This window comes from Stenotrophomonas sp. KH_029 (genome assembly GCF_057839765.1).
This window is the reverse complement of record NZ_CM174498.1, coordinates 3,457,289-3,482,169: the sequence shown is the minus strand read 5'-3', so window position 1 is coordinate 3,482,169 and position 24,881 is coordinate 3,457,289. Positions and strand designations below refer to the sequence as shown.

18 protein-coding genes are annotated in these 24,881 nt (G+C 68.8%); 7 read left to right on the top strand and 11 right to left on the bottom strand.

Annotated features, from left to right (window positions below; all coding sequences use genetic code 11):
• Positions 1-2 precede the first annotated feature (2 nt).
• Positions 3-3,353 carry a GH92 family glycosyl hydrolase gene (locus tag AC3ITM_RS15575; protein ID WP_489266291.1) on the bottom strand — a complete coding sequence of 1,117 codons (3,351 nt, stop codon included), beginning with the start codon at positions 3,351-3,353 and terminating at the stop codon, positions 3-5.
• A gap of 380 nt (positions 3,354-3,733) precedes the next feature.
• Between AC3ITM_RS15575 and AC3ITM_RS15570 the strand changes: the two genes are divergently transcribed.
• From AC3ITM_RS15570 to AC3ITM_RS15560, 3 genes are read left to right on the top strand one after another with little or no spacing between them, the layout of a single operon-like run.
• The gene (locus AC3ITM_RS15570; protein ID WP_228887719.1) at positions 3,734-3,931 is read left to right on the top strand and encodes a zinc-finger domain-containing protein; all 198 of its coding nucleotides are present in this window, start codon (positions 3,734-3,736) and stop codon (positions 3,929-3,931) included.
• Positions 3,932-3,947: 16 nt separating this feature from the next.
• Entirely contained in the window at positions 3,948-5,060 is a 1,113-nt protein-coding gene (locus tag AC3ITM_RS15565) for a glycosyltransferase (RefSeq protein WP_489266289.1), read from the top strand.
• A complete protein-coding gene (locus AC3ITM_RS15560; protein ID WP_489266287.1) occupies positions 5,023-6,363 on the top strand; it encodes an O-antigen ligase family protein in 1,341 nt (446 codons plus the stop codon). The genes AC3ITM_RS15565 and AC3ITM_RS15560 overlap by 38 nt, the downstream gene beginning before the upstream one ends.
• Before the next feature lie 145 nt (positions 6,364-6,508).
• On the opposite strand, the gene AC3ITM_RS15555 is transcribed toward AC3ITM_RS15560, so the two are convergent.
• Positions 6,509-7,429: an LpxL/LpxP family Kdo(2)-lipid IV(A) lauroyl/palmitoleoyl acyltransferase gene (locus AC3ITM_RS15555; protein ID WP_489266285.1), complete on the bottom strand. Its 921-nt coding sequence runs from the start codon at positions 7,427-7,429 to the stop codon at positions 6,509-6,511.
• A gap of 97 nt (positions 7,430-7,526) precedes the next feature.
• Here AC3ITM_RS15555 and waaA point away from each other — a divergent pair, with 97 nt between their 5' ends.
• Positions 7,527-8,825, top strand: a complete 1,299-nt coding sequence (gene waaA, locus AC3ITM_RS15550; protein ID WP_489266283.1) for a lipid IV(A) 3-deoxy-D-manno-octulosonic acid transferase — start codon at positions 7,527-7,529, stop codon at positions 8,823-8,825.
• 15 nt (positions 8,826-8,840) lie between these two features.
• Here the strand turns inward: waaA and AC3ITM_RS15545 are convergent, their stop codons facing one another.
• From AC3ITM_RS15545 to AC3ITM_RS15530, 4 genes are all read right to left on the bottom strand, one after another.
• Positions 8,841-9,506, bottom strand: coding sequence for a hypothetical protein (locus AC3ITM_RS15545; protein ID WP_489266281.1), 666 nt, complete (start codon positions 9,504-9,506; stop codon positions 8,841-8,843).
• 964 nt (positions 9,507-10,470) lie between these two features.
• A complete protein-coding gene (locus tag AC3ITM_RS15540; protein ID WP_489266279.1) occupies positions 10,471-11,832 on the bottom strand; it encodes a TolC family outer membrane protein in 1,362 nt (453 codons plus the stop codon).
• Positions 11,833-11,848: 16 nt separating this feature from the next.
• Positions 11,849-12,496, bottom strand: coding sequence for a protein-L-isoaspartate O-methyltransferase family protein (locus AC3ITM_RS15535; RefSeq protein WP_489266277.1), 648 nt, complete (start codon positions 12,494-12,496; stop codon positions 11,849-11,851).
• Between the two features lie 139 nt (positions 12,497-12,635).
• Entirely contained in the window at positions 12,636-13,307 is a 672-nt protein-coding gene (locus AC3ITM_RS15530) for a TetR/AcrR family transcriptional regulator (protein WP_489266275.1), read from the bottom strand.
• Positions 13,308-13,429: 122 nt separating this feature from the next.
• Here AC3ITM_RS15530 and AC3ITM_RS15525 point away from each other — a divergent pair, with 122 nt between their 5' ends.
• The 3 genes from AC3ITM_RS15525 to AC3ITM_RS15515 all read left to right on the top strand — a co-directional run bounded on the left by AC3ITM_RS15525 (position 13,430) and on the right by AC3ITM_RS15515 (position 18,939).
• On the top strand, positions 13,430-14,569 hold the full coding sequence (locus AC3ITM_RS15525) for an efflux RND transporter periplasmic adaptor subunit (RefSeq protein WP_489266273.1): 1,140 nt from the start codon (positions 13,430-13,432) through the stop codon (positions 14,567-14,569).
• A 3-nt stretch (positions 14,570-14,572) separates the two neighbouring features.
• Complete coding sequence (locus AC3ITM_RS15520; RefSeq protein ID WP_489266271.1) at positions 14,573-17,743, top strand: efflux RND transporter permease subunit; 3,171 nt, start codon at positions 14,573-14,575, stop codon at positions 17,741-17,743.
• Between the two features lie 161 nt (positions 17,744-17,904).
• Entirely contained in the window at positions 17,905-18,939 is a 1,035-nt protein-coding gene (locus tag AC3ITM_RS15515; RefSeq protein WP_489266269.1) for a hypothetical protein, read from the top strand.
• A 100-nt stretch (positions 18,940-19,039) separates the two neighbouring features.
• Here the strand turns inward: AC3ITM_RS15515 and leuB are convergent, their stop codons facing one another.
• From leuB to AC3ITM_RS15490, 5 genes are read right to left on the bottom strand one after another with little or no spacing between them, the layout of a single operon-like run.
• The gene (gene leuB, locus AC3ITM_RS15510; RefSeq protein ID WP_489266267.1) at positions 19,040-20,104 is read right to left on the bottom strand and encodes a 3-isopropylmalate dehydrogenase; all 1,065 of its coding nucleotides are present in this window, start codon (positions 20,102-20,104) and stop codon (positions 19,040-19,042) included.
• Positions 20,094-20,672 carry a 3-isopropylmalate dehydratase small subunit gene (gene leuD / locus AC3ITM_RS15505; protein ID WP_489266265.1) on the bottom strand — a complete coding sequence of 193 codons (579 nt, stop codon included), beginning with the start codon at positions 20,670-20,672 and terminating at the stop codon, positions 20,094-20,096. The genes leuB and leuD overlap by 11 nt, the downstream gene beginning before the upstream one ends.
• On the bottom strand, positions 20,672-22,093 hold the full coding sequence (leuC, locus tag AC3ITM_RS15500) for a 3-isopropylmalate dehydratase large subunit (protein WP_489266263.1): 1,422 nt from the start codon (positions 22,091-22,093) through the stop codon (positions 20,672-20,674). The genes leuD and leuC overlap by 1 nt, the downstream gene beginning before the upstream one ends.
• 39 nt (positions 22,094-22,132) lie before the next feature.
• Positions 22,133-23,680, bottom strand: a complete 1,548-nt coding sequence (locus tag AC3ITM_RS15495) for a 2-isopropylmalate synthase (protein WP_489266261.1) — start codon at positions 23,678-23,680, stop codon at positions 22,133-22,135.
• Between the two features lie 2 nt (positions 23,681-23,682).
• Positions 23,683-24,789 (bottom strand): threonine dehydratase, encoded by a 1,107-nt coding sequence (locus tag AC3ITM_RS15490; RefSeq protein WP_489270117.1) that lies wholly within the window; start codon positions 24,787-24,789, stop codon positions 23,683-23,685.
• Between the last annotated feature and the right edge of the window lie 92 nt (positions 24,790-24,881).

Genomic DNA, 24,881 nt, shown 5'->3' with positions numbered 1-24,881 from the left:
TCTCACTGCTCCCCCATCGGTGCCAGCAGTTCCACCTCGGCCAACTGCATCCGCCCCGGCGCGGCAATACGCAGCCGGTACTCGGCGTAGCGGGCGGGTTTGCTGATCGCGAATGGCCGGGTCTGCAGCGCCCAGGCAAAGTCCTCGCCGCGGCGCTCGTCCAGCGTGACCCAGCGGCCGCCAGCGCGGCGGGCTTCCAGCGTCCACGCACCGCCGCCGATCGCGCCGTTGCCACTGGTCAGCGTGTACATCGACGGCGTGCCATCGCTTACCCCGCTGAACACCACCGTGCCCGCGCCCACCGGCACCGTCGTGCCGGCATCGTCGTCCAGCAGGGCCGGCACCGCGCGGCCGTCGGCGAGCTGCGCGCGCGCGCCGCTGCCCAGCAGGTCATGCAGCAGGGCAGGGCGCTGGCCGCGCGCGGTGAGCGAGCGCGGCGCATCGTCCGGGCCGCTGCCCCAGGTCGAGGGCTGGGGTCCCATCACGAAGTCCAGCGTGGCGCCCTTGGCGATCACCTCGTGCGGCACCCAGGTCTTCGTCCACGGCTTGCCGTTGATCTTCAGCGACTGCACGTACACGTTCTCGCGCGAGTTGTTGGCCGCATTCACCGTCAGCACCGCGCCGCCCTGCAGTTCCACCCGTGCATGGCCGAACGCCGGCGAACCGATCGCATATTCGGGCGCGCCCATGCGCAACGGATACAGGCCCAGCGAGGCCAGCACGTACCACGCCGAGGTCTCGCCGTTGTCCTCATCGCCGGGGTAGCCCTGGCCGATCTCGCTGCCCAGGTACAGCCGCGACAGGATCTGGCGCACGTGCTGCTGGGTCTTCCACGGCTGCCCGGCGTACAGGTACATCCACGGGATGTGGTGGGCCGGCTGGTTGCTGTGCGCGTACATGCCCATGCGCACGTCGCGCGCTTCGGTCATCTCGTGGATGGTGCCGCCGTAGGAGCCGGCGAAGGCGGGATCGGCGGTTTCCGGGGTGGCGAAGAAGGTGTCGAGCTTGGCGGCCAGCTGGGCGCGGCCGCCATACAGCCCGGCCAGGCCCTCGCCGTCGTGCGCGGCGGTAAAGGCGAAGGTCCAGCCGTTGCTCTCGGTGTAGTCGTGGCCCCACACGCGCGGGTCATAGTCCTTGGCGGCCAGGCGCCAGTTGCCGTCGGCGGTGCGGCCCTGGAAGAACCCGGCGGCCGGGTCGAACAACGTGGCGTAGGTACCGGCGCGATGGCCGAAGTAGTCGGCCTCGGTGGCATAGCGTTCACGTGCGGCGGCGCTGGTGGCACGCTTGGCCAGGGCCTGGGCCATGTTGGCGATGCCGAAGTCGTTGAGTGCGCCTTCCATCGTCCACGACATGCCTTCGTGCACGTCGGCACTGGCGTAGCCCCGGAAGGTGGACCGGTCCATGCCCTTGCGCCCCACATGGCGGTCCGGCGGCACCACGGTGGCGTTCTTCAGCGCGGCCGCGTAGGCCTCTTCCGGATCGAAGCCGCCGATGCCCTTCAGCCACGCATCGGCGAAGGCCACATCCGAACTGGTGCCCACCATCAGATCGGCATAACCGGGCGATGACCAGCGCGCCACCCAGCCGCCGGCGCGGTACTGCTCCAGGAAGCCCTGCACCAGCGCACCGGCATCGTCGGGGGTGAACAGCGCATAGGCCGGCCAGGTGGTGCGGAAGGTGTCCCAGAAGCCGTTGTTGACGTACACCTTGCCATCGCGCACCGGGGCGAAGCTGCGCGTGGCGCTGCCGTCGGTGTTGTCCTCGGCGGCACTGGCCTGGCTGGCGTAGCGCCAGTCCGGCGCGGCATTGCTGCCGGCGTTCTCGTGGCCGGAGTTGGGGTACAGGTACAGCCGGTACAGGCTGGAATACAGCGTGGTCTTCTGGTCGTCGCTGGCGTCGCCGATCTCGAACCGGGCCAGCCGCGCATCCCACGCATCCTGCGCACGTGCGGCCACGCGTTCCAGGGTGTCGTCGGCGGCCAGTTCCAGCGCCAGGTTGTGGCGGGCCTGCTCGATGGAGATCAGCGAGGTGGCGATGCGCATGTTGACCTGGCGGTCGCTGCCCGGATCGAACTTGATGTAGCCGGTGGGGCGGCCGCTGTCGATCCGCCCGCTGCTGCGCCAGGGCTTGTCGAAGCTGGCCACCACGTACATGCGGGTGGCGCCGTTGGACAGGCCGCTGCGCGTGTCGGTGTAACCGGACAGGGTCTGGGTGGCCGCATCCAGGGTCAGCCCGCCGCGGGCATCGACGTTGTCGAACAGCAGGTTGGCGTCGCCGTCGGCGGGGAAGCTGAAGCGGAACAGCGCAGCGTGGTCGGTCGGGGCGATCGCCGCGTCGATGCCGTTGTCGAAGCGCACCTGGTAGCGGTACGGCCGTGCCAGTTCGTTGTCGTGCGAGAACGACAGCGCGCGCCTGGCGCGGTCGGCCTCGGGCACGCCGCGGCGGTTGGACGGCATCACCTGGAAGGTCTGGCGGTCGCCCATCCACGGGCTGGGCTGGTGGCTCAGGGCCAGGGCCTGCAGCTGCGGCCGGTTGTCGGCATTGTTCTGCTCGTTCCAGCGGTACAGCCAGTTCAGCGCGCCGGCATCGGTCACCGGGGTCCAGAAGTTGAAGCCGTGCGGCACCGCAGTGGCGGGGAAGTTGTTGCCGCGCGAGAAAGTGCCGTTGGCCTGGGTGCCGCGGGTGGTCAGCACCCAGTCCGATGGGCGCTGCGCGGTGCTGCGTGGCTGCGCGTCCAGGCGTACATCGTCGATCCAGCCCGACACCGGCGCGCCGGCCTGGCTGGCCACGTCCAGTTCCACGGCCACCACCCGGCGGCCACGCAGCGCCGGCACATCGCCCAGGCGCACGGCCTTGCGCGCCCATTGCTGCGGGTACAGCGTCTTCGAGTCACCCTGCGCGGCCGCGCCCAGCGCGATGCCATGCTGGTCGCGCGCGGTGCTGGCCGAGACCCGGCTGCCGTCGTCCAGCAGCAGATCCAGCGACACGTAGGTGGAGGCCCGCGTATCGGTGCCGACGATCTCCGGCAGCACCAGCCAGCTCAGCGTGGTATCGGCCTGGATCGCCAGGTCGGTGTCGAACAGGCGCCGTTGCTGGCGGCCGCCGGCACTGGCGTAGTGCAGCGCATGCAGGCCGCTGTAGCCCACCCCGGGCTTGGCCGCATAGGGTGCGCGCGGACCGCTGCCGACCTGTACCTGCAGGGCCTGCGTGCCGCCCAGCGGGGTTGGCTGGCCCGGCTCGAAGGAGGTCTGCATACCCTGGCCGAACGCGGGCATAGCCAGCGTGGCGCAGGCCAGGGCAAGGGCGAACGGCAGCCGGGCAGGGCGGGTGGGGCGCGGGGCGGACACGGTCATGCAGGGACTCCCGGAGAGGGCAGGCGGAGGCAACGCCCGCATCGGCGACCACGGCAGACAGCATCACCCCGCTCGCCCTGGGCGGGCGGGTGGGCGATGCCGGTCCGGTGGGGGCGGGCCATGCGATCGGGACGGGATTGGAAGCGCCGATGCTGCAACAGGCGTGGCGATACTGGCAAGTGCCATTTAGTTCGATCCAAATGCGGGAAACCGGCATGTTGCGCTGCCGATTGACAGTCTTTTTGGATCGATTTAAAAAGACCGGTGCCGTGGCTGGGCACCGGGCCTCCCGGTTGCCGCATGGGGCGGGCCGGGGCACTGCTGCGCCGGCGGCGGATGCTAGAATCGACACCTTCGCAATTCCTTTGTGTGTCCACGCCATGAGCCATACCGCCACTGCGCCCGCCAACGCCGAGAAGCGCTACACCGCGCATCGCGCCGACCTGCCGCTGAGCTGCCCGACCCCGGAAATGGCGCTGTGGAACTCGCATCCGCGCGTGTACCTGCCGATCGAAGACGAGCCCAACGGGGAAGCCAAGTGCCCGTACTGCGGCGCCGTGTTCGTGCTGGCCGACTGAGCCGCGGCCCGCGTTGATGCGCCGGTTGACCGTGGTGCAGCTGCTGCCGGCGCTGCACTCCGGCGGGGTCGAACGTTCCACCCTTGAGATCGCCTCCGCCCTGGTTGCCGCCGGCCACCGGGCCATTGTCGTGTCCGCCGGTGGGCGGCTGGTCGAACCGCTGCTGGCCAGCGGCGCCGAGCACCTCACCCTGGACATCGGGCGCAAATCGCTGCTCACCCTGCGCCATGTGCTCAGCCTGCGCCGCCTGTTCCTGGAAGTGGCCCCGGACATCGTCCATGCCCGCTCGCGGCTGCCGGCCTGGCTGGGGCTGTACGCGCTGCGCAACCTGCCGGCGGCGCAGCGCCCGCACTGGGTGACCACCGTGCACGGGCTCAATTCGCCGGGCCGCTACAGCGCGGTGATGACCAGCGGCGAACGGGTGATCTGCGTGTCCAACAGCGTGCGCGATTTCGTCCAGGCGCATTACCCCGGCGTGCCCGCGCAGCGCCTGCAGGTGATTCCGCGCGGGGTGGACGTGGCGCAGTTCCCGCGCGTACCGCGCCAGGACCGGCGCGCGCGCCTGGCCGTGGCCAGCCAGCACCCGACCCTGGCCGGCAGCGCGCCGCTGCTGCTGCTGCCCGGGCGCGGTACCCGGCTCAAGGGCCACCGCCATGCGCTGGCGCTGCTGGCCGGGCTGCACGCGGCCGGCGTGCCGGCGCGGCTGTGGATGCCCGGCACCCGCGAGCCGGGGCGCGAAAGCTATGTCGCCGAACTGGAGGCACTGGCCGGCACGCTGGGGGTGTCCGAGGCGCTGCTGATGACCGCGCCGACCGCCCGCATCGCCCAGGCCTATGCGGCCAGCGATCTGGTGCTGCAGGTGTCGGACAAGGCCGAAGCATTCGGGCGCACCGTGCTGGAGGCGTTGTCGGTGGGCCGGCCTGTACTGGGCTGGAACCATGGCGGGGTTGGCGAGCTGCTGGCGCAGCTGCAGCCTTCCGGCGCGGTACCCTTGCATGATGACCAGGCCTTGCTGGCGCGCGCGTTGCAGTTGCTGCAGCAACCGCCGGCATTGCCATCGCGGATCCCGTTTACCTTGCAGGCGATGCAGCGTGACACCCTCCAGCTCTACACCTCTCTCGCCGGCTGACCCGGCCTGCGTGCCCGGTTCGCCGGCGTCCCGTGCCGGGCGCTGGGCACCGTGGTGGGTGATCGCCTTCGTCGCGCTGTGGCCGTTGCCCGGCGTGGCCGAAAGCGTGCTGGTGCTTGGCGCGTTGTATGCGGCGGTGTGCATGGTGCAGCTGCGCCTGCAGGGCAAGCAGCGGCTGCTGAGTGCGCCGGCCTGGGCGCTGACCAGCATCCTGTTCCTGGGCTATTGGCTGCCGCAGGCATTTTCCGCCTTCGATGCGATCGACCCGGCCACGGCTTGGCGCAAGGCCGCCGCCGGGCTGCGCTATCTGCCCTTCATGTGGCTGGTGGCCATTGCGGTGGCCACGCCGCAGCGGCGCCGCCTGACCTTGGGCGGCCTGGCGCTGATCACCGCGGCATGGACGCTGGATGCGCTGGGGCAGGCGGTGTCGGGCAGCAGCGCGCTGTTCTGGTCGCTGGACCAGCTCAAGTGGGCGGTCAGCGGCCACGGCCTGTGCACGGCCCAGGAAGCCGCGGCCGCCGACCGCCTGAGCGGCGTGCTGGGGCCGTGCAATCTCAAGTTCGGCCAGGTGCTGGCCAGCCTGTCCCCGTTCCTGCTGTTCGCCGCAGCCCGGCGCGGCGGGGTGTGGGCCTGGGGGCTGGCGGCGGTACTGGTCGGGGTGGTGCTGGTACTGGCCGGTTCGCGCGCGGCCTGGCTCAGCTATGCGCTGGTGCTGGTGTTTTCCGCGCGCTGGTTGCTGGGCACGCGCGCGGCCTTGGCCAGCCTGGCGCTGGGCGCGGTGATCGCGGTGGGGCTGGGGGTGGGCGTGCCGCAGGTGCGCGAGCGCCTGGCGCGCACGGCCATGGCCTGGCAGCAGGGCGGCAGCGAGGGCCTCAACCAGGCCCTGTCCGGGCGCAGCCGGATCTGGGCGGCGGCGGGCTGCATGATCGCCGCGCACCCGGTCAACGGGGTCGGCGCGCGCGGTTTCCGCGATGCGTACCCGGCCTGCAACCACGCCGCCGGCGCCGACGTGTGGGGGGAGGGCCCGGCCCTGCATGCGCACCAGATCGTGCTGGAAATCCTGGCCGAAACCGGGGTGCTGGGCCTGCTGCTGTGGCTGGCCGCAGCAGCGCAGGCATGGCGCGCCTGGCGCTTCGCCGAGCTGCCGGCGCGCGAACGCGCACGGCCGGCAATGCTGGCACTGGCGGTAACGGTATTCCCGTTCAACACACACCTGGCGTTCTATTCCACCTTCTGGGGCGGGCTGACCCTGCTGCTGGCCGCGTTGTATGCGGGCAGTCTGCTGGCCAGGGAAGCGCCGTAGATCCACGCCATGCGTGGATGCTTCTGGTGCGGGCATTCGGGGGAGCGGACGGGCTGCGTATCCACGCATGGCGTGGATCTACGGCGGAGGGGACGTCTGGGGGCGGGCGTGTTGCGGATCCACGCATGACGTGGATCTACGGTCCCTACCGGTAGAAGTCGCTGCGGCCGCCGGGCTGGCGCTTGAAACGCCGGTGGATCCACAGGTACTGGTCGGGCGCTTCGCGGACCATGTCCTCGATCGCCTTGTTGACCCGGGTGGTGTCGGCGGCTACGTCTTCGCTGGGGAAGTTCTCCAGTGGCGCGCCGATCTTCAGGAAGTACTTTCCGCCTTCGCGACGGTGGAAATACGGAATCACCGCACAGCCGGTCATCCGCGCCAACTGGTGGGTGGCGGTGATGGTCGAGGCGGTGTGGCCGAAGAACGGTACGAACACGGTGTCCTTGCCGCGCATGTCCTGGTCGGGCGCATACCACAGGAAACCGCCCTTCTTGAGGTGGCGCACGCTGGCGCGGATATCCTCGTTGGCGAACATGGCCTTGGCATAGCGCAGCCGGCCGAACTTCACCGCCCATTCGTAGACCGGGTTGCGGTGCCTGCGGTACATGCCCGACAGCTCGACGTGGTCGCACAGCAGGCGCCCGCACATTTCCAGGGTCATGAAGTGCCCCGATACCAGCAGCACGCCGCGGCCCTGCGCCTGCATGGCCTTGAGGTGCTCCAGGCCCTCGATCCGCACCTGCGGGCGGATGCTGTCGATGCTGCCCCACCAGGCCCGGGCGAATTCGAAGATGCCCACGCCCAGCGCGTCGAAGCTGTCGCGCAGCAGGCGCTGGCGCCAGGCATCGTCCTTCTCGGGGAAGCACAGCTTCAGGTTGACCTCGGCCGCGCGCCGGCGGCTGCCGGCCAGCCGGTAGGCCACCGTGCCCACCCCGCGGCCCAGCGCGCGCTGCAGCATCCACGGCAGGCGGGCGATGGCGAAGGCGCCCAGCATCACGGCGAACATCGGCCAGTGGCGCGGATCGCGCAGGGAGGGGCGGGTGGCGGTGGAGGCGGTATCGGACATGCCGTCGATTCTAATGGATGCACCCCGATGCGTCCCGGCACCGGCCGTCACGGCGGCACGGCGTGTCTTCGCCGCGCCGCTCCCGTATCCTCTGCGCATGCGTAGAAGCCCTGTCGAATGGATCCTGCGCGGCCTGTACTCGGCCGTGCTGTACCTGCTGCTGCCGATCACCGTGTACCACCTGGTGTGGCGGGGTTTCCGGGTGCGCGAGTACTTCCGGCGCTGGGATGAACGCTATGCGTCCTATCCGCACCCCAGCGGCCAGCCGCGGGTGTGGGTGCACGCGGTGTCGGTCGGCGAGGTCAACGCGGCCGCGCCGCTGGTCAACGCGCTGCGCAAGCTGCGCCCGGATATCCGCTGGGTGGTCACCACCATCACCCCGACCGGTTCGGAGCGGGTGCGCGCGCTGTGGGGCGATGCGGTGGACCATGTCTACCTGCCCTACGACGTGCCCGGCAGCGTCGGCCGCTTCCTCGGCCACTTCAAGCCCAGCCTGGCGCTGATCCTGGAAACCGAGCTGTGGCCGAACCTGCTGTTCGGCTGCCGCGACCGCGGCATTCCGGTGTACATCCTCAATGCACGCTTGTCGGCGCGTTCGTTGCGTGGCTACCGCCTGCTGCGCCCGTTGATCGGCCGCGCGCTGCGCACCGTGACCTGCGTGGCGGCGCAGTCGGCCGACGATGCCGAGCGCTTCCTGCAGCTGGGCGCGCTGCCCGGCCAGGTGCAGCCGCTGGGCAACCTCAAGTTCGACATCGCCACGCCCAATGTGCAGGCCTTCATCGCGCATTTCCATGCGCAGGTGTCGGCCGCGCGCCCGGTCTGGATCGCCGCCAGCACCCACGAAGGCGAGGAACAGGCCACCATCGAACTGCATCGCCGGCTGCGTACGGCGGTGCCCGGGCTGCTGCTGTTGTGGGCGCCACGCCATCCCGAGCGGTTTGCGCGGGTGGAAGCCCTGGCCCGCGAGCAGGGCTGGAACGTGGCCACGCGCCGCCAGCAGCAGTGGCCGCAGGCCGATACCGATGTGTTCGTGATCGATACGCTGGGCGAGCTGATGTCGTTCTATGGCTGCGCCCAGGTGGCCTTCGTCGGTGGCAGCCTGCAGGCGATCGGCGGGCACAACCTGCTGGAACCGGCGGCAATGGGCACCGCCACGGTGACTGGCCCGCACCTGCACAACTTCGCCGAAATTTCGCGGCGCATGCACGAAGCCGGTGCGGTGGTGATCGCCGAGGATGCGCAGGGCGTCGGCGATGCGCTGCTGGAGCTGCTGCGCGATGACGCGGCCCGCGAAGACATGGCCCGCGCCGGCTGCGCGCTGGTCAGCAATGGCCGCGGCGCGCTGGAGCGCACCGTGGCGCTGATCGCCCCGCACCTGCCGCCGCCGGTGCAGTGAACGCCGGCCACCGGCTCACGGCGGTGCGGCGATATTGAACCCCAGCGTGATCCAGTGCCCCTGGCCCGAGGACCGCTGGCGGCCGCCGAGCAGGTCCAGGCTGGCGCCGGGCCACAGCACGCGGCGCAGCCCCACCTGCACGCCGCGGTCGCGCGCGGCATCGTGGGCGACCTCGGCCAGCAACGACCATCGCCCCTGCAGGGCGATCTGCATGCCGATGCCGTCGGTGTTCCCGCCGATGCCATCCTCGCGGGCCAGGCCGAGGTTGAGATGCAGCTGCACGCGGTCCTGCGCGTCCAGGCCGAGCGTCAGCGGCACGCTGAGGTTCCAGTCGGTGCCTGGCGGGTGCTGGCCGCCACCAAGCCCGGCACTGAGGGCCAGCCCCCAGCGGCGTTGATCGCGCGCGACCAGCACGCGCTTGGCGCCAGCCGACCACGCGATGCCGGGCGTGGCGGGGGCGCGGTTCAATCTCAGCGACCACTCGGTGCCGGCCAGCGTGCACGCCGGCACCGCCGTACCGTGCAGGCCGTCCCCGGTGTGGCGCACCCAGCTTTCCAGCTGGCAATGGCCGGCATCGGTAATGCCGGCGTCGTCGACCAGCAGGCTGGCGGCGGCGTGCGCGTCCAAGGACAGCAGGGCCGTGCTCAACAGCAGCGGGACAAGGACACGGCAATGGAACATGGGCTCTCTCCATCCAGACCGAAAACGGCAGCAATGCGCGCGTCGGGGTAGCGCCGCGATCGACGCTGACGGCCTTGGCCGCAACGAACAACCGACGCGGGCGGGGTGGATGGTGGACAGGGTGCGCGCAGGGGTCAAGCGTATTTGGGCGTTTGCATACCAAGGTATCGAGGGTCGATACCGATGCATTGGTATTGGTATTGGTATTGTTTCCGCCTATTGCAGCCTCAGATCAAAGGCAGTGACCGATGTCTGCGCTGATTGGGCTGGCGCGGGTGGGTTGGCGGGACACGCCGTAAACCCATCCGTGGGGGCTTGGCGAAAACATCCATGTTTTCGACAGTCCCGCCAACCCAGCCGCGCCAACCCTCCACACATGGCTGGCACGCACCGGAAAGCGTAGGTCCGAGCCATGCTCGGACAACGTGAAGCCGAGACGAAGCATGTCCGACCATGGGTCGGACCTACTGCAATGGGGTTGCCAAGAACTGGAGCAAGGTCAGACTGCGGCTGGATGCCGTTGCCGTTGCCGTTGCCGTTGCCGTTGCCGTTGCCGTTGCCGTTGATCTTGATCTTGATCTTGATCTACCTCCCCCTTGGAGCGAGCCGAGCATCGCAGCGGCAGCGGGGGCGAAGAGGCGCGGGTGTTTGAGCGCAGCGAGTTCCGCGCCGTCCCCCGATGACGCGAGAAGCGCAGGGCACCGGCGGGCGTAGCCCGCCGGCGAGCGGACGGGGGCGTGTTCTTTGGTTACTTTCTTGCACGAGCACCAGCGCCGCAGGAGCGGCGCGGAACAGCGTAGCTGGCCCGTAGGGTGGCGCACAGGGATGTGCGCCATCAGAAAGTGACTCGCGCCCCGGAGGGGCACGAAACGCTTTTGGACGTTGAACACCGCAAGCGGAAAAACCAACAGCCAAAAAAAAGCCACCCTTTCGGGTGGCTTCCGGTTCCGCACTAGCGCTGCACTCAGTTGGCCTGGGTGCTCGGCGTGGCGGCGGTCTGGGTCAGCAGGCGGTTGATGTCCTGCAGGTCGGCGATGTCCAGCGTACCCACAGCCTGGCCCAGCTGCAGGCGGTTCTGCAGGAAGTTGTAACGGGCCTGCGCGTAGTCCAGCTGCGCCGAGAACAGGATGCGCTGGTTCTGGATCACGTCCAGCACGGTGCGGGTACCCACTTCCAGGCCCACCTGCGAGGCGTCATAGGCGCTCTGCGCCGATACCACGGCCAGGCGGCGCGCTTCCACTTCGCTGATGCCCGCCACCAGGGTCTGGTAGGCATTGCGGGTGTTGCGGTCCAGCGCGCGCTTCTGCTGCTCGTACCCGTCCTGGGCGATATCGCGCTGGGCCAGGGCCTGGCGCACGCCGGACTGGGTGGCGCCACCTGAGAAGATCGGCACGTTCAAGGTCAGGCCGATGCTGTTGGTACGACGATCCGGGCTGAAGCTGCCGTTGTCGCCGACCACATCGCCCCAGCTGGCCGACTTGCCGGCGCTGGCACCCAGCGACAGGGTCGGGTAGTGCGCGCCACGCGCGGCCGACACGCCCTGCTCGGCAGCGTTGACCTTCAGTTCCTGCGCCTTCAGCGCCGGGTTCTGCCCGACCGCCTCACCGACCAGCTGGTCGATGCTGGCGTACTTGGCCGGCAGTTCCGGGCGGAAATCGACCGGCAGCGCGCGCAGGTCGGTGACCGGCTGGCCGGTCAGTTCGGTCAGCGCCTGGTAGGCGTCGGCCAGGGTGTTCTGCGCGATGATGGTGTTGGCGCGGGCCTGGTCGTACTGGGCGCGGGCTTCATGCACGTCGGTGATCGGGGCCAGGCCCACTTCCAGGCGCTTGTCGGCGAAGTCGAACTGCTTCTTCGCGGCGGCCTCGTTGGTCTGCGCCGCAGACAGCGATTCGATCGCCACCAGCACGTTGAAGTACGCCGCCGAACTGCGCACGATCAGGTCGTCGTTGGCCGAATCCAGGGTGAAGTCCGCCGCCCGGCTCAGTTCGCGCTGCGAGCGCAGGTTGGCGAACTGCGACCAGTTGAACAGGGTCTGGCTGCCATTGACCGTGTAGTTGCGGCTCTTGCTGGTGATCGAGCTCGAACTGAGGTCGTGGTTGGGGTTGGTGCGGCTGCGGTTGAGCGAGGCCTCGCCGTTGAGCTGCGGCAGCAGCGCGGCACGCGCCTGCACGGCGCCTTCCTTGTCGTACAGACGGGTCGATTCGGCTGCAGACAGCTGCGGATCGCCGTTGCGCGCCATTTCGTAGACCTGCAGCAGGTCGGCGGCGGAGGCGGTCATCGGCAGCAGGGCGGCGGCCAGCGCAATAGCGAGGGATCGGCGGATCATTGCGGCTTCCTTGGACTCAGAGTTGGAACTGGGGCGCCGGAGCGGCACCGCGCAGGTAGTCGATATCGGTTTCAAACAGGGATTCAAGGCTGCCATCGGCCTGGACCAGCACCGCTTCCATCACCGGCGAACGGCCGCGGATCACGAACAGGCGGCCACCGGGACGCAGCCACTGGGCGAAACGTGACGGGATGGTGTCCACCGCGGCGGTCACGCAGATCGCATCGAAGCGGCGTTCGGTGTCCCAGCTCAGCGCGTCGGCGGTCTCGATGCGCACGTTGTTGCCCAGGCCGGCGGCATCCAGGCGCGCGCGCGCGGTGGTGGCCAGTTCCGGTTCGATCTCCAGGCTCAGCACGTCGCGCGCCAGCTCGCCCATGCAGGCGCTCAGGTAGCCGCTGCCGGTGCCGATTTCCAGCACTTCATCGCCCGGCTGCAGGTCCAGTGCCTGCAGGGTGCGGCCCTCGATCACCGGCTTCATCATCTTCTGCCCCAGGCCCAACGGCAGTTCGATGTCGGCGTAGGCCAGGGCCCGGTGCGATTCGGCGACGAACGCCTCCCGCGGCAAACGTGCCAGTACATCGAGCACGCGAATTTCCAGTACGTCCCAGGGACGGATCTGTTGTTCGACCATCAGTTCGCGGGCGTGGGAGTAATCGATCGTCATGGGCTTCTTCTAATCCAGCGCAGGGGGCCGGCCATTTTACCGGTGCCGGGAGCCGGCGGCGCGATCAAAGCATCGCTGCCGCCGCGTCGGGGTCGCAGTGCCGGAAGTCACCGCGACCTCCGGTCCATTCATATTGCTGTCACAGCCTGGAGCGCGGTGTGTACGCCCTCAGGAAGAACGCGACGCTGGCACGGACGTGCGCATCGGCATCGCAGTCGGCCGGGGCCGGGCGCAGCCCGCACATCATATGCGTATGCAGCTCGCCTTTGATCAGGGTCATCAGCTGCAGCGCGGCGGTCTGGCAGTCGTCGATCTCCAGTTCGCCGCAGGCCACCCGGGCACGCAGCAGCTCGGCCAGGGCTTCGGTGGTGCGTTGTGGGCCGGCCACCCAGAACATCTCGCGCAGGCGGTCGTCGGTGTCCGGGGCCATCATCACCCGCTGCACCGCCACCGCCTCGGCGGAGGTGATCATGCTGAAGAAGGCCAGGCCGATGCCCTCCAGCTGGTCGCGCAGCGGCGCTTTGGCATCGGTCACAAACAGCGCATCGGGCAGCATTTCGGCGCAGGTGGCCTGCACAGCTTCGGTGAAAAGGGTTTCTTTGTCGCCGAAATGGCTGTAAACGGTCAGTTTGGAGACGCCTGCCTGGGCGGCGATACTGTCCATGCTGACCCCGTTGTAGCCCTGCTCCACGAACAAGGCCTTGGCGGCCCCGAGGATGGCTGCACGCTTGCCCAGGTCCTTCGGGCGGCCCGGCCCGGAGGCCTTGGTGGCGGGCTTGTCCAGCGGAAGGGGGAGGCTTGGATCGGTCATGCAAACAATACTAGACCAATCGGTTCGATATTTATACTATACCGACTGGTTCACTATTGGCGGTGCTGCAACAGTATGTTGCGGTCGCCCTCTTCCAGATTTCTTCTCAGGTCCTGTAGCTCATGAAAAGCATGCGTTGGGTAGGCGGTAGTTTGCTGGTGGCGGTGCTGGCGGCATGCGGCAAGCAGGATGCCGAGCCGGCGGCGGCCATTCCGGTGCTGGTGGTGCACCCGGGCACCGTGGCCGGGCAGGAAGCGGCCGCGTATCCGGGCGAAGTGCGCGCCCGCCAGGAAAGCCCGCTGTCGTTCCGGGTCGGCGGCAACCTGGTCAAGCGCCATGTCGACGCCGGCCAGCGCGTGCGCAAGGGCGAGCTGCTGGCCGAACTGGACGCGGCCGACTACGCCTCCCAGGCCAGCGCATCGCAGGCCCAGCTGGCCGCCGCCGAGGCCGACCTGGTGCGCGCCCGCGATGAGCAGAAACGCTATGCCAAGCTGGCCGAGGACCAGCTGGTCAGCCGCTCGGCGCTGGACAGCCAGACCGCCGCCTACAAGGCCGCACTGGGCCAGGCCAATGCCGCCCGCGCCAACCTGGCCGTGGCCCGCAACCAGGCGCAGTACGCCCAGCTGCGCGCGCCGGCCGATGGCGTGATCGCCAGCCGCCAGGCCGAGGCCGGGCAGGTGGTCAGTGCCGGGCAGACCGTGTTCACCCTGGCCGCCGATGGTGGCCGCGAGGTGTTGATCGCGCTGCCGGAAAGCAGCATCCGCGATTACCGGATCGGCCAGCCGGTCCAGGTCGAACTGTGGAACCGCCCAGGCCAGCTGCTGCCCGGCAGCATCCGCGAAATCGCCCCGGCCGCCGATGCGCAGGTCCGGACCTATGCCACCCGGGTCAGCCTGGCTACCGAAGCCCTGAGCGAAGTGGAGCTGGGGCAGAGTGCGCGCGTGTTCGCCACCGCCGGCCGCACCGGCACGCTGCAGCTGCCGTTGGCCGCGGTGTTGCGCGGTGCCGACGGCAAGGCCAGCGTGTGGGTGGTCAACCCCGGCACCGGGGCGCTCAAGGCCACCCCGGTGACGGTGGGGGCCTATGGCGCCACCGCGGTGCCGGTGCTGTCCGGGGTGGTTGCCACCGATTGGGTGGTTGCCGCCGGTGCCCATCTGCTGCGCGAGGGCCAGCGGGTGACTGCGGTCGATCGCCAGAACCGCCCGGTGCTGGCACCGGCGGTCACGCCGGCTGCGCCAGCCGCCAATGGCAAGGGGCACTGATCCGTGCGCCGCTTCAATCTCTCCGAATGGGCATTGGGCAACCGCCCGCTGGTGCTGTTTGCGATGCTGGCCTTCGCCATCATCGGTGCGTGGTCGTACAAGCACCTGGGCCAGTCTGAAGATCCACCGTTCACCTTCAAAGTGATGGTGGTGCGCACGATGTGGCCCGGCGCCACCGCCGAACAGGTCTCACGCCAGGTCACCGAGCCGATCGAAAAGGCGCTGCTGAACACCGGGCAGTACGAGTTCATCCGCTCCTACTCGCGCCCGGGCGAATCGCAGGTGATCTTCGTGGCCCGCGACAGCCTGCGCTCCAAGCAGATTCCGGACCTGTGGTACCAGGTGCGCAAGCGCGTGGGCGACATCAAGCCGACGCTGCCGCGCGAAATCGTCGGCCCATTCTTCAACGACGAATTCGGCGACACCTTCGGCAACATCTACGCGTTGACCGGGCAGGGCTTCGACTACGCGGTGATGCGCGACTACGCCGACCGCATCCAGCTGGAACTGCAGCGCGTGCCGGACGTGGGCAAGATCGAGCTGGAAGGCCTGCAGGACGAGAAGGTCTGGATCGAACTGTCCAACACCAAGCTGGCCACGCTGGGCGTGTCGCTGCAGCAGGTGCAACAGGCATTGGCCGACCAGAATGCCATTTCCGCCACCAGCTTCTTTGAAACCCCGACGGACCGGGTGCAGCTGCGCGTCACCGGTCAGTTCCAGGGCGTGGAGGACATCCGCAGCTTCCCGATCCAGGCCGGCGACCGCACCATTCATCTGGGCGACATCGCTGAGATCAAACGCGGTTTTGCCGATCCGGCGTCGCCGAAGATGCGCTTCATGGGTGAAGATGCGATCGGCATCGCCGTGGCGATGAAAGACGGCGGCGACATCCTCAAACTGGGCAGTACCCTGGATGCCGAGTTCGAACGCCTGCAGAAGACGCTGCCGGCCGGCATGCAGCTGCGCAAGGTCTCCGACCAGCCGCATGCGGTGGAAGAGTCGGTAGGCGAATTCGTGCAGGTGCTCACCGAGGCGGTGGTGATCGTGCTGCTGGTGAGCTTCTTCTCGCTCGGCCTGCGTACCGGCCTGGTGGTGGGCGTGACCATTCCGCTGGTGCTGGCGATGACGTTCTTCGTCATGCATTACTTCGGCATCGGCCTGCACAAGATTTCCCTCGGCGCGCTGGTGCTGGCGCTGGGCCTGCTGGTGGACGATGCGATCATCGCGGTGGAGATGATGGCCACCAAGATGGAACAGGGTTACGACCGCCTGCGCGCGGCCAGCTTCGCGTGGGAGTCCACCGCGTTCCCGATGCTGACCGGCACGCTGATCACCGCCGCCGGGTTCCTGCCGATCGCCACCGCCGCCTCCAGCACGGGCGAGTACACCCGCTCGCTGTTCCAGGTGGTGACCATCGCGCTGGTGGTGTCATGGATCGCCGCGGTGCTGTTCATCCCGTACCTGGGCGACAAGATGTTGCCGGATCTGTTCAACCCGGCCCCGCCCAAGCCGGACAGCCTGGCCGGGCGCTGGCGTGCCAGGCGCGTGCAGTGGGCCGAGCGTCGCCCCGCGCTCGCACGCTGGATCGCGCCGAAGGAACACGCGCATGACCACGATCCGTACCAGCGGCCGTTCTACACCCGCTTCCGCGCGTTCCTGGATACCTGCCTGCGCCACCGCTGGTGGGTGATCGCGGCAACCGCGGCGCTGTTCGTGTTCTCGCTGTTGATCTTCCGCTTCGTACCCCAGCAGTTCTTCCCGGATTCGACCCGCCCGGAACTGATGGTGGACATCGAACTGGCCGAGGGCGCCTCGCTGCAGGCCACCCAGGCACAGGCGACCAAGCTGGAAAAGCTGCTCAAGGACCGCCAGGGCATCAGCAACTATGTGGCCTACGTGGGCACCGGTTCGCCGCGTTTCTACCTGCCGTTGGACCAGCAGCTGCCGGCCACCAACTTCTCGCAGTTCGTGGTGCTGACCGAGAATGCCAAGGCCCGTGAGGCGACCCGCGCCTGGCTGCTCAAGGACGTGATTCCGCAGTTTCCGGACGTGCAGATGCGCGTGACCCGCCTGGAGAACGGTCCTCCGGTCGGCTACCCGGTGCAGATGCGCATCTCCGGCGAACATATCGAGCAGGTGCAGGCCATTGCCCGGCAGGTGGAAGCCAAGGTGCGCGCAAACCCGCACGTCATGAACGTCAACCTGGACTGGAGCGAGCCGAGCAAAGTGGTACGGCTGGTGATCGACCAGGACCGTGCACGCGCGCTGGGCGTGAGCAGCGCGCAGGTGAGCCAGCTGCTGGGCACATCGTTGTCGGGCATGAGTGTGAGCACCTACCGGGAGGGCAACCGCCTGATCGAGATGCTGCTGCGTGGCCCGGACAACGAGCGTGTGCGGCTGGACATGCTCGGCAGCCTGGCCATTCCGACCGCCAGCGGCACCTCGGTGACGCTGTCGCAGGTGGCGCGTCTGGAGTACGTGTTCGAGGATGGCATCATCTGGCACCGCAACCGCCTGCCGACGGTGACCGTACGCGCCGACATCGCCGATGCGATGCAGCCGCTGGACGTGGTGCAGCAGATCCTGCCGACGCTGGAGGGCATCCGTGCCGACCTGCCGTCCGGCTACCTGCTTGAAACCGGCGGCACGGTGGAGGATTCAACGCGCGGGCAGGACTCGATCAAGGCCGGCATGCCGTTGTTCCTGATCGTGGTGGCCACATTGCTGATGCTGCAGCTGCGCAGCTTCTCGCGTGCGGCGATGGTGCTGGTCACCGCGCCGCTGGGCATCATCGGCGCCACCTTGTTCCTGCTGCTGTTCCGCGCGCCGTTCGGCTTCGTCGCCCTGCTCGGCACCATCGCATTGGCTGGCATGATCATGCGCAACTCGGTGATCCTGATCGACCAGATCCAGCAGGACATCGACGCCGGCCACGACCGCTGGCACGCGATCATCGATGCCACCGTGCGCCGCTTCCGCCCGATCGTGCTGACCGCGCTGGCCGCGGTGCTGGCGATGATCCCGCTGTCGCGCAGCGCGTTCTACGGCTCGATGGCGATCTCGATCATGGGCGGCCTGATCGTCGGCACCGTACTGACCCTGGTATTCCTGCCGGCGCTGTATGCGGCGTGGTTCCGGGTGAAGCCGGATGAGGCGAAGACCACGGAAGGCTGATGTTTCCCGGGGCCGACGCAACGTCGGCCCCGCCTGGCGCCGGGCGCTGCCCGGCTGCCCCCGGCTGCGCCTCCGCATTGAACGGGGCGCACCTGCCCATGGCTCTGGCCACGCGCAGGCAGGACAATGGCCGATTGCACCTTGTCGATGTACCCCCTGCCATGTCCACTCCTTCTGTCTGCCTGCCACGGGCCATCGTCGCCTTCGCACTTCTGCTGGCCTGTGCCAGCATCACCGCGTCGCCCGCCGATGCGAGCGCGGCGACCACCTTCCAGCGCGACCTGGTTGCCATCCTGGAATGCAGGGCAGACCCGATGACCAGGCAGACGGTAGGTATAGCACTGCGCGCGGCGATGTATGGCGACGCACAGCAACGCCCCGCCCATCTGCATGGATGGCGGTTCGAACGAGGTGGTGACGAGGATCATCCGGTGACCACCCTCGACATGCCGACCGCAGTGACGGCACAGGGCATCACTACCCGGCGTTTGTTCGTTGACGCCGGGGGCTTCTCGATGCCGATCAATGACCCCCAGCGTGAAAGCATCGTGGCCGCGCACGCGTTGCGCCTGCGCTCCAGTACCCTGCGCGAGCCGTTTCGCGTCTGGTCGCCGCCCGTCGTAGCAGGAGAGGTGCCGCCGCCCGCGGCAGTCGTCGTACGTAGCGATGGCGACGGCTACCGGTTGGGGTGCGATCTGTCCGGCGAGCAGGGCGACGAGGCGGCTCCCGCGCGCCGCCAGCGCGTCGCCGACGCGCATGACCTGGCCGCCGCGGCGGAATGCCGGGCATCCCCGGAAGCGCTGGAACGGGTGGAGGCGTTCTGGAACCTGGCATTGGAGGCTGGCCAGGAGGCGTGGCCGGCGCAGCTCCAGAGCATGGCCTCGCGCGACAGCGGCGAGCTCTACGTGGCGACGCTGTTCGATCCCATCCGCATCCAGGGTGTTCCCACGCGACGGGTCGCGCTGGGCATGGGGTTGTTTGCTGGCGTGATTGATCCGGGCGCCACCGGGCAGGCCGTGCAGGCCGCCGGGATGACCACCGCCGACCGCGCCGAAGCCGGGCTGTGGGAAAAGGAACTGTCCAGCAACCAGGATGCCGGCCGCCAGGTGTCCCGAAGTCTCGTGGTACTTCAGCGTGACGGCATAGACACCCTGGTCGGCTGCATGTACGGCCAGCGCGTCACGATCGATCGCTGACCGACCATGGCGTAGAGCCACGCCATGCGTGGCTGCGTCTTCGTTCCGGCATTGCGTGCAGCCACCCACGGGGTGGCTCTACCGGTGGCAATGCGGTGGGTTACCCGCGCAGCCGCGCCAGCACCGCATCGGTGGCCTGGGTGGTGCTCACCGCCGCGCCCTTGGCCGCCAGGTCGGCGGTGAACACGCCGGCATCCAGCGCCGCATGCACGGCTGCTTCCACGGCAGCTGCTTCGTCTTCCAGCCCCAGCGAATGGCGCAGCAGCATCGCCGCGCTGAAGATGGTGGCGTAGGGATTGGCGATGCCCTTGCCGGCGATGTCTGGGGCCGAGCCGTGGATGGGTTCGTAGATGCCCACCGCGCCAGGCTCGCCCAGCGACGCCGACGGCAGCAGGCCGAGCGAGCCGGCCAGCATCGAGGCCTCATCGGTGAGGATGTCGCCGAACATGTTCTCGGTGACGATCACGTCGTACTCGCGCGGCTTGGCCAGCAGGTGCATGGCCATCGAATCGACCAGCTGGTGTTCCAGTGCGATCTCCGGGAACTCCTCGCGGCCGATCCGTGCGGCCACGTCGCGCCACAGGCGCGAGGTTTCCAGTACGTTGGCCTTGTCCACCGAGGTGACCTTGCCGCGGCGGGTCTGCGCCAGGCGGAAGGCGGTGCGCAGCACGCGCTCGATCTCGCCCACGCTGTAGCTGCACAGGTCGCTGGCGGTGTCGGCGGTGCGCGTCTTCTCACCGAAATAGATGCCGCCGGTCAGTTCGCGCACGACGACGAAGTCCACGCCTTCCAGCAGTTCGGCCTTGATCGGCGAGGCGCCGAGCGCGGCCGCGTGCGTGCGCACCGGGCGCAGGTTGGCGTACAGCCCCAGCGCCTTGCGGATCGCCAGCAGGCCTTGTTCCGGCCGGACCTTGGCGTTGGGATCGGACCACTTCGGCCCGCCCACCGCACCGAGCAGGATGGCGTCCGCCTTGCGGCAGGCCTCCAGCGTGGTGGCCGGCAGCGGCTCGCCGTGGCGATCGATGGCGATGCCACCGATGTCGTGTTCCTGGAACCCGAAGGTGTGCCCGAAACGGGTGGCGACGGCCTCCAGCACCGCCACGGCGGCGGCGGCGACTTCCGGACCGATGCCGTCACCCGGCAATACGACAATCTCAGCGTGCATGTTCATTCTCGTAACGTTCAATGTCAGGGGTACGGCCCAACAGATACCCCAATTGGTCCACGCCTTCCAGCAGGCAGGTCTGCGAGAAGCCATCCAGCGGGAAGGCATACACGCGCCCATCGGGCGTGCGCAGTTCGCGCGCGGCCACATCGATGGTCAGTGCGTCATCGGGGCGCTGCATCAGCGTCTGCACATCGGCTTCGTCCAGCACGATCGGCAGCAGGCCGTTCTTCAGCGAATTGCCGCGGAAGATGTCGGCGATCTCGCTGCTGACGATCGCGCGCAGGCCCAGGTCGGCCAGCGCCCACGGCGCATGTTCGCGCGAGGAGCCGCAGCCGAAATTGCGCCCGGCCAGCAGGATGCTGCGCCCGGTATTGTGCGGCTGGTTGAAGGCGAATGCCGGGTTGGGCGTGCCATCGGCCTGCCAGCGCCAGTCGTTGAAGGCGTGCTTGCCCAGGCCGACCCGCTCGGTGGTGGACAGAAAGCGCGCCGGAATGATCTGGTCGGTATCGATGTTGGTCTCGCGCAGCACTACGCTGGTCGAGGTCAGGGTACGGAAGCCGCTCATCAGGCCACCTCCAGCGTGGCATACAGTTCGCGTGGGTCGGCCACGCGGCCGTTCACCGCCGCCCAGGCAGCCGTCATCGGCGAGGCCAGCAGGGTGCGCGAACCGGGCCCTTGGCGGCCTTCGAAATTGCGGTTGCTGGTGCTGACCGCCAGTTGCCCCGGCGCGACCAGATCGCCGTTCATGGCGATGCACATCGAGCAGCCCGGCTCGCGCCATTCGGCACCGGCCGCGCGCACGATCACATCGATGCCTTCGGCTTCGGCCTGGCGTTTGACGATTTCCGAGCCGGGTACCACCAGCATGCGCACGCTCGGGGCGACGCGGCGGCCCTGCAGCACCTGCGCCACCTCGCGCATGTCGCTGAGGCGGCCGTTGGTGCAGGAGCCGACGAAGACCACATCCACCGGCGTGCCGGCCAAGGTCTGCCCGGCGTGGAAGTGCATGTAGTCCAGGCCCTTCTGCGCGGCAGCGTCGTTGGCGGCCGGAATCGGCTGGTCCACGGCGATCGCGGTACCGGGGTGGGTGCCCCAGGTCAGGGTCGGGCGGATGTCGGCGGCATCGATGTGGACCTCCACGTCGAAGCGCGCACCGACATCGCTGCGCAGCTGCGACCACGCGTTGACGGCGGCCTCGAAGTCGGCGTCCTTGGGACCACGCGGGGTGGCGGCCACCCAGTCGAAGGTGGTCTGGTCGGGGGCGACCATGCCGGCGCGCGCGCCGGCTTCGATCGACATGTTGCACAACGTCATGCGCTGCTCCATGTCCATCGCTTCGATCGCGCTGCCGCGGAACTCCAGCACATGACCGGTGCCGCCGTTGACGCCGATCACGCCGATGATGTGCAGCACCACATCCTTGGCGCCGACGCCCTGGGCCAGCATGCCATCGACGGTGATCGCCATGGTCCTGGCTTTGCGTTGCAGCAGGCATTGGGTGGCCAGCACATGGCCAACCTCGCTGGTGCCGATACCGAAGGCCAGTGCGCCGAACGCCCCATGCGTGGAGGTGTGGCTGTCGCCGCACACGATGGTTATGCCCGGCTGGGTGAAGCCCTGCTCGGGGGCGATCACGTGCACGATGCCGCGGCTGGCCGACTGCAGGTCGAACAGTTCGATGCCATGTTCCGCGCAGTTGGCGGCCAGCATCGCCACCTGTGCTTCGGAGGCGGCGCTGGCGTAGGGCAGCTTGCCGTCGGCACCGGCCGGCAGGGTCGGGGTGGAGTGGTCCATCGTCGCCTTGGTCCGGTCCGGCCGGCGCGGGGAGAGGCCGCGCTCGCGCAGTTCGGTGAAGGCCTGCGGGGAGGTCACTTCATGGATCAGGTGCAGGTCGATGTACAGCACGGCGGGCGCGCTGTCGGTCTCGGGAACGACGACGTGGGCATCCCACAGTTTGTCGTACAGGGTGCGGGGAGCTGGGGTCATGGACTGGCCTTGCTGCGGTTCGGGGTGCTTCATGGGTGCTCAGGCCGCGGCGGTCGCCGCGGGCTGTTCGGTCGTCGCGTTGCGCTGGCGCAGCAGGCGGTTGGCCACGTCCAGCCAGGCCAGCGCCGAGGCTTCGATGATGTCGCGGCTGGTACCGGTGCCTTCGTACTCCACGCCCTCGTGGCGCACGCTCAGGTTGGCTTCGCCGCGCGCATCGGCGCCGATGCCCACGCTGTGCACGTGGTAGCTGTCCAGCATCAGCTGCACGCCGGTAGCGGCCGACAGCGCGCCGAACAGCGCATCCACCGGGCCATCGCCCTGGGCGGTCTCGGCGACGCGGTTGCCGTCCGGATCGGACAGTTCCACCAGCGCGTTGGCGCGGCTGCCGACATCGCTGATGGTCATCGAGGCCAGCCGGTAGCCGTTCTGGGTGGCGCTGCCCTGCATCAGGGTCTGCAGGTCGGCATCGGTGACCACGCGCTGCTGTTCGCACAGCGCCTTGAACTGCTCGAACACCAGCTTCAGCTCTTCCTCTTCCAGCCAGAAGCCCAGCGCGCGCAGGCGCTGGTCGACCGCGGCGCGGCCGCTGTGGCGGCCCAGCACCATCTGCGAGGATTCCCAGCCCACGTCTTCGGGGCGCATGATTTCGTAGGTGCCGCGGTGGCGCAGCATGCCGTGCTGGTGGATGCCCGATTCGTGCGCGAACGCATTGGCGCCCACGATCGCCTTGTTGCGCTGGACCGGCATGCCGACCAGCCGCTGCAGCAGCTGCGAGGTGCCGACCAGGCGCGGGGTATTGATCCGGGTGTCTTCCTCGTAGAAGGCATTGCGTACCTTCAATACCATCGCGATCTCTTCCAGCGAGCAGTTGCCGGCGCGCTCGCCGATGCCGTTGATGGTGCATTCCACCTGGCGCGCGCCGCCTTCGATGGCGGCCAGCGAGTTGGCCACGGCCAGGCCCAGGTCGTTGTGGCAGTGCGCGCTGAAGACGATGCGGTCGCTGTCGGGAACCCCGGCGATCACCCGCTGGAACATGCCGCGGATTTCCTCGGGGGTGGTGAAGCCCACGGTGTCGGGCAGGTTGATGGTGGTGGCGCCGGCGGCCACCGCCACGCGCGCCACTTCGATCAGGAAGTCCTCTTCGGTGCGGGTGGCATCCTCGGCCGAGAACTCCACGTCGTCGACGTACCCGCAGGCCATGCTGACATGCTTGTGCACCGATTCCAGCACCTGCTCACGGCTCATGCGCAGCTTGTGCTCGCGGTGCAGCGCGCTGGTCGACAGGAACAGGTGCAGGCGCGGCTTGGCGGCTGCTTCCAGCGCCTTGGCCGAGGTCTCGATGTCGCCGGCCAGGCAACGCGACAGCACCGCCAGGGTGGTCTGGCGCAGCTCGCGGCCGATCAGGGTCATCGCCTCGCGGTCGGACTGCGAACTGGCCGGGAAACCGGTTTCGATGATGTCCACGCCCAGTTCGGCCAGGGCGCGTGCCATCACCAGCTTCTGCGGCGGGGACATGCTGCAGCCGGGCGATTGCTCGCCGTCGCGCAGGGTGGTATCGAAAATTCTGATGCGGGGGGAGTTGGGCATGGTCACCAGGAGGTCTCCTCGACGGCAATGTCGGATGGGATGGCAGGAATGGCAGGAATGGGATGCGGAACGGAGTCGGGGGGTGTGGCGAGCACGGTTGGTAGCGGGGGTCGCGTGCGCTCGCTGGCGCGGCGGCGTGGTTTGCGCGGTGGCCGCGGGCGGATGTCGGCCAGCAGCTGGGCCAGCACCATGGCGTCGATGTTGCCGCCGGAGACCACCGCGCACTTGCGCTTGCCGGCCACGCGGCGGCCGGCGGCCAACGCCAGCGCGCCGGCGCCTTCGGCGATCACGTGTTCTTCCAGCGCCAGCCGCACCAGGGTTTCGCGCAGCTCGGCCTCGCGCACGATCACCACGTCGTCCAGCAGGGCGCTGCACAGCTTGCGGGTCAGAAAGCCGGGGATCTTCACCTTGACGCCGTCGGCCAGGGTAGCGACCGGGGCGATTTCGCGGACGTCGCCGCGGATCGCGCGGGCCATCGAATCGACCCCTTCGACCTGCGCGCCGACGATGCGCACGCCCTGCGATTTCAATGCCAGCGCCACGCCCGAGGCCAACCCGCCGCCGCCGATCGGCACGATCACCACGTCCGACGCATGCGGGGCCAGTTCGATGCCCAGCGTGCCCTGGCCGGCGATTACGTCCGGATCGTCGAAGGCGGACAGGAAGCGGTAGCCGTGCTGGTCGGCCAGCGCACGGGCGAAGGCATAGGCCTCGTCATAGCTGTTGCCGTGCTGGCGCACGGTGGCGCCCCAGTGGGCGACACCGGCGATCTTGGTGGCCGGTGCGCCGTGCGGCATCACCGTGATCGCCGGGATATTCAGCCGATAGGCGGCCCAGGCCACACCCTGGGCGTGGTTGCCGGCCGAGGCGCAGATCACCGGGCGGTCGTCGCCGCGTTCGCGCCCGGCCAGCAGCGCATTCAACGCCCCGCGCACCTTGTAGGAGCCGGTGCGCTGCAGGTTCTCCAGCTTCAGCCAGACCCCGAAACGTTCGGCGTAATGCAGCGGGGTAGGCGGCAGGTAACGGCGCAGCCGCGCCTGCGCGGCCAGCACGTCGGCGACGCTTACGTCGCCTACCTCCGGTTCCTGAGCAGTGCGGCTAGCCGGCATGGCGCAGCTGGCCACGCTGACAGCCGGCCGCATGAAGCCGCTGGAACGGAATGTCGTCGTGGTGCGACGTCGTGCGTCCTGCACGCGCACCA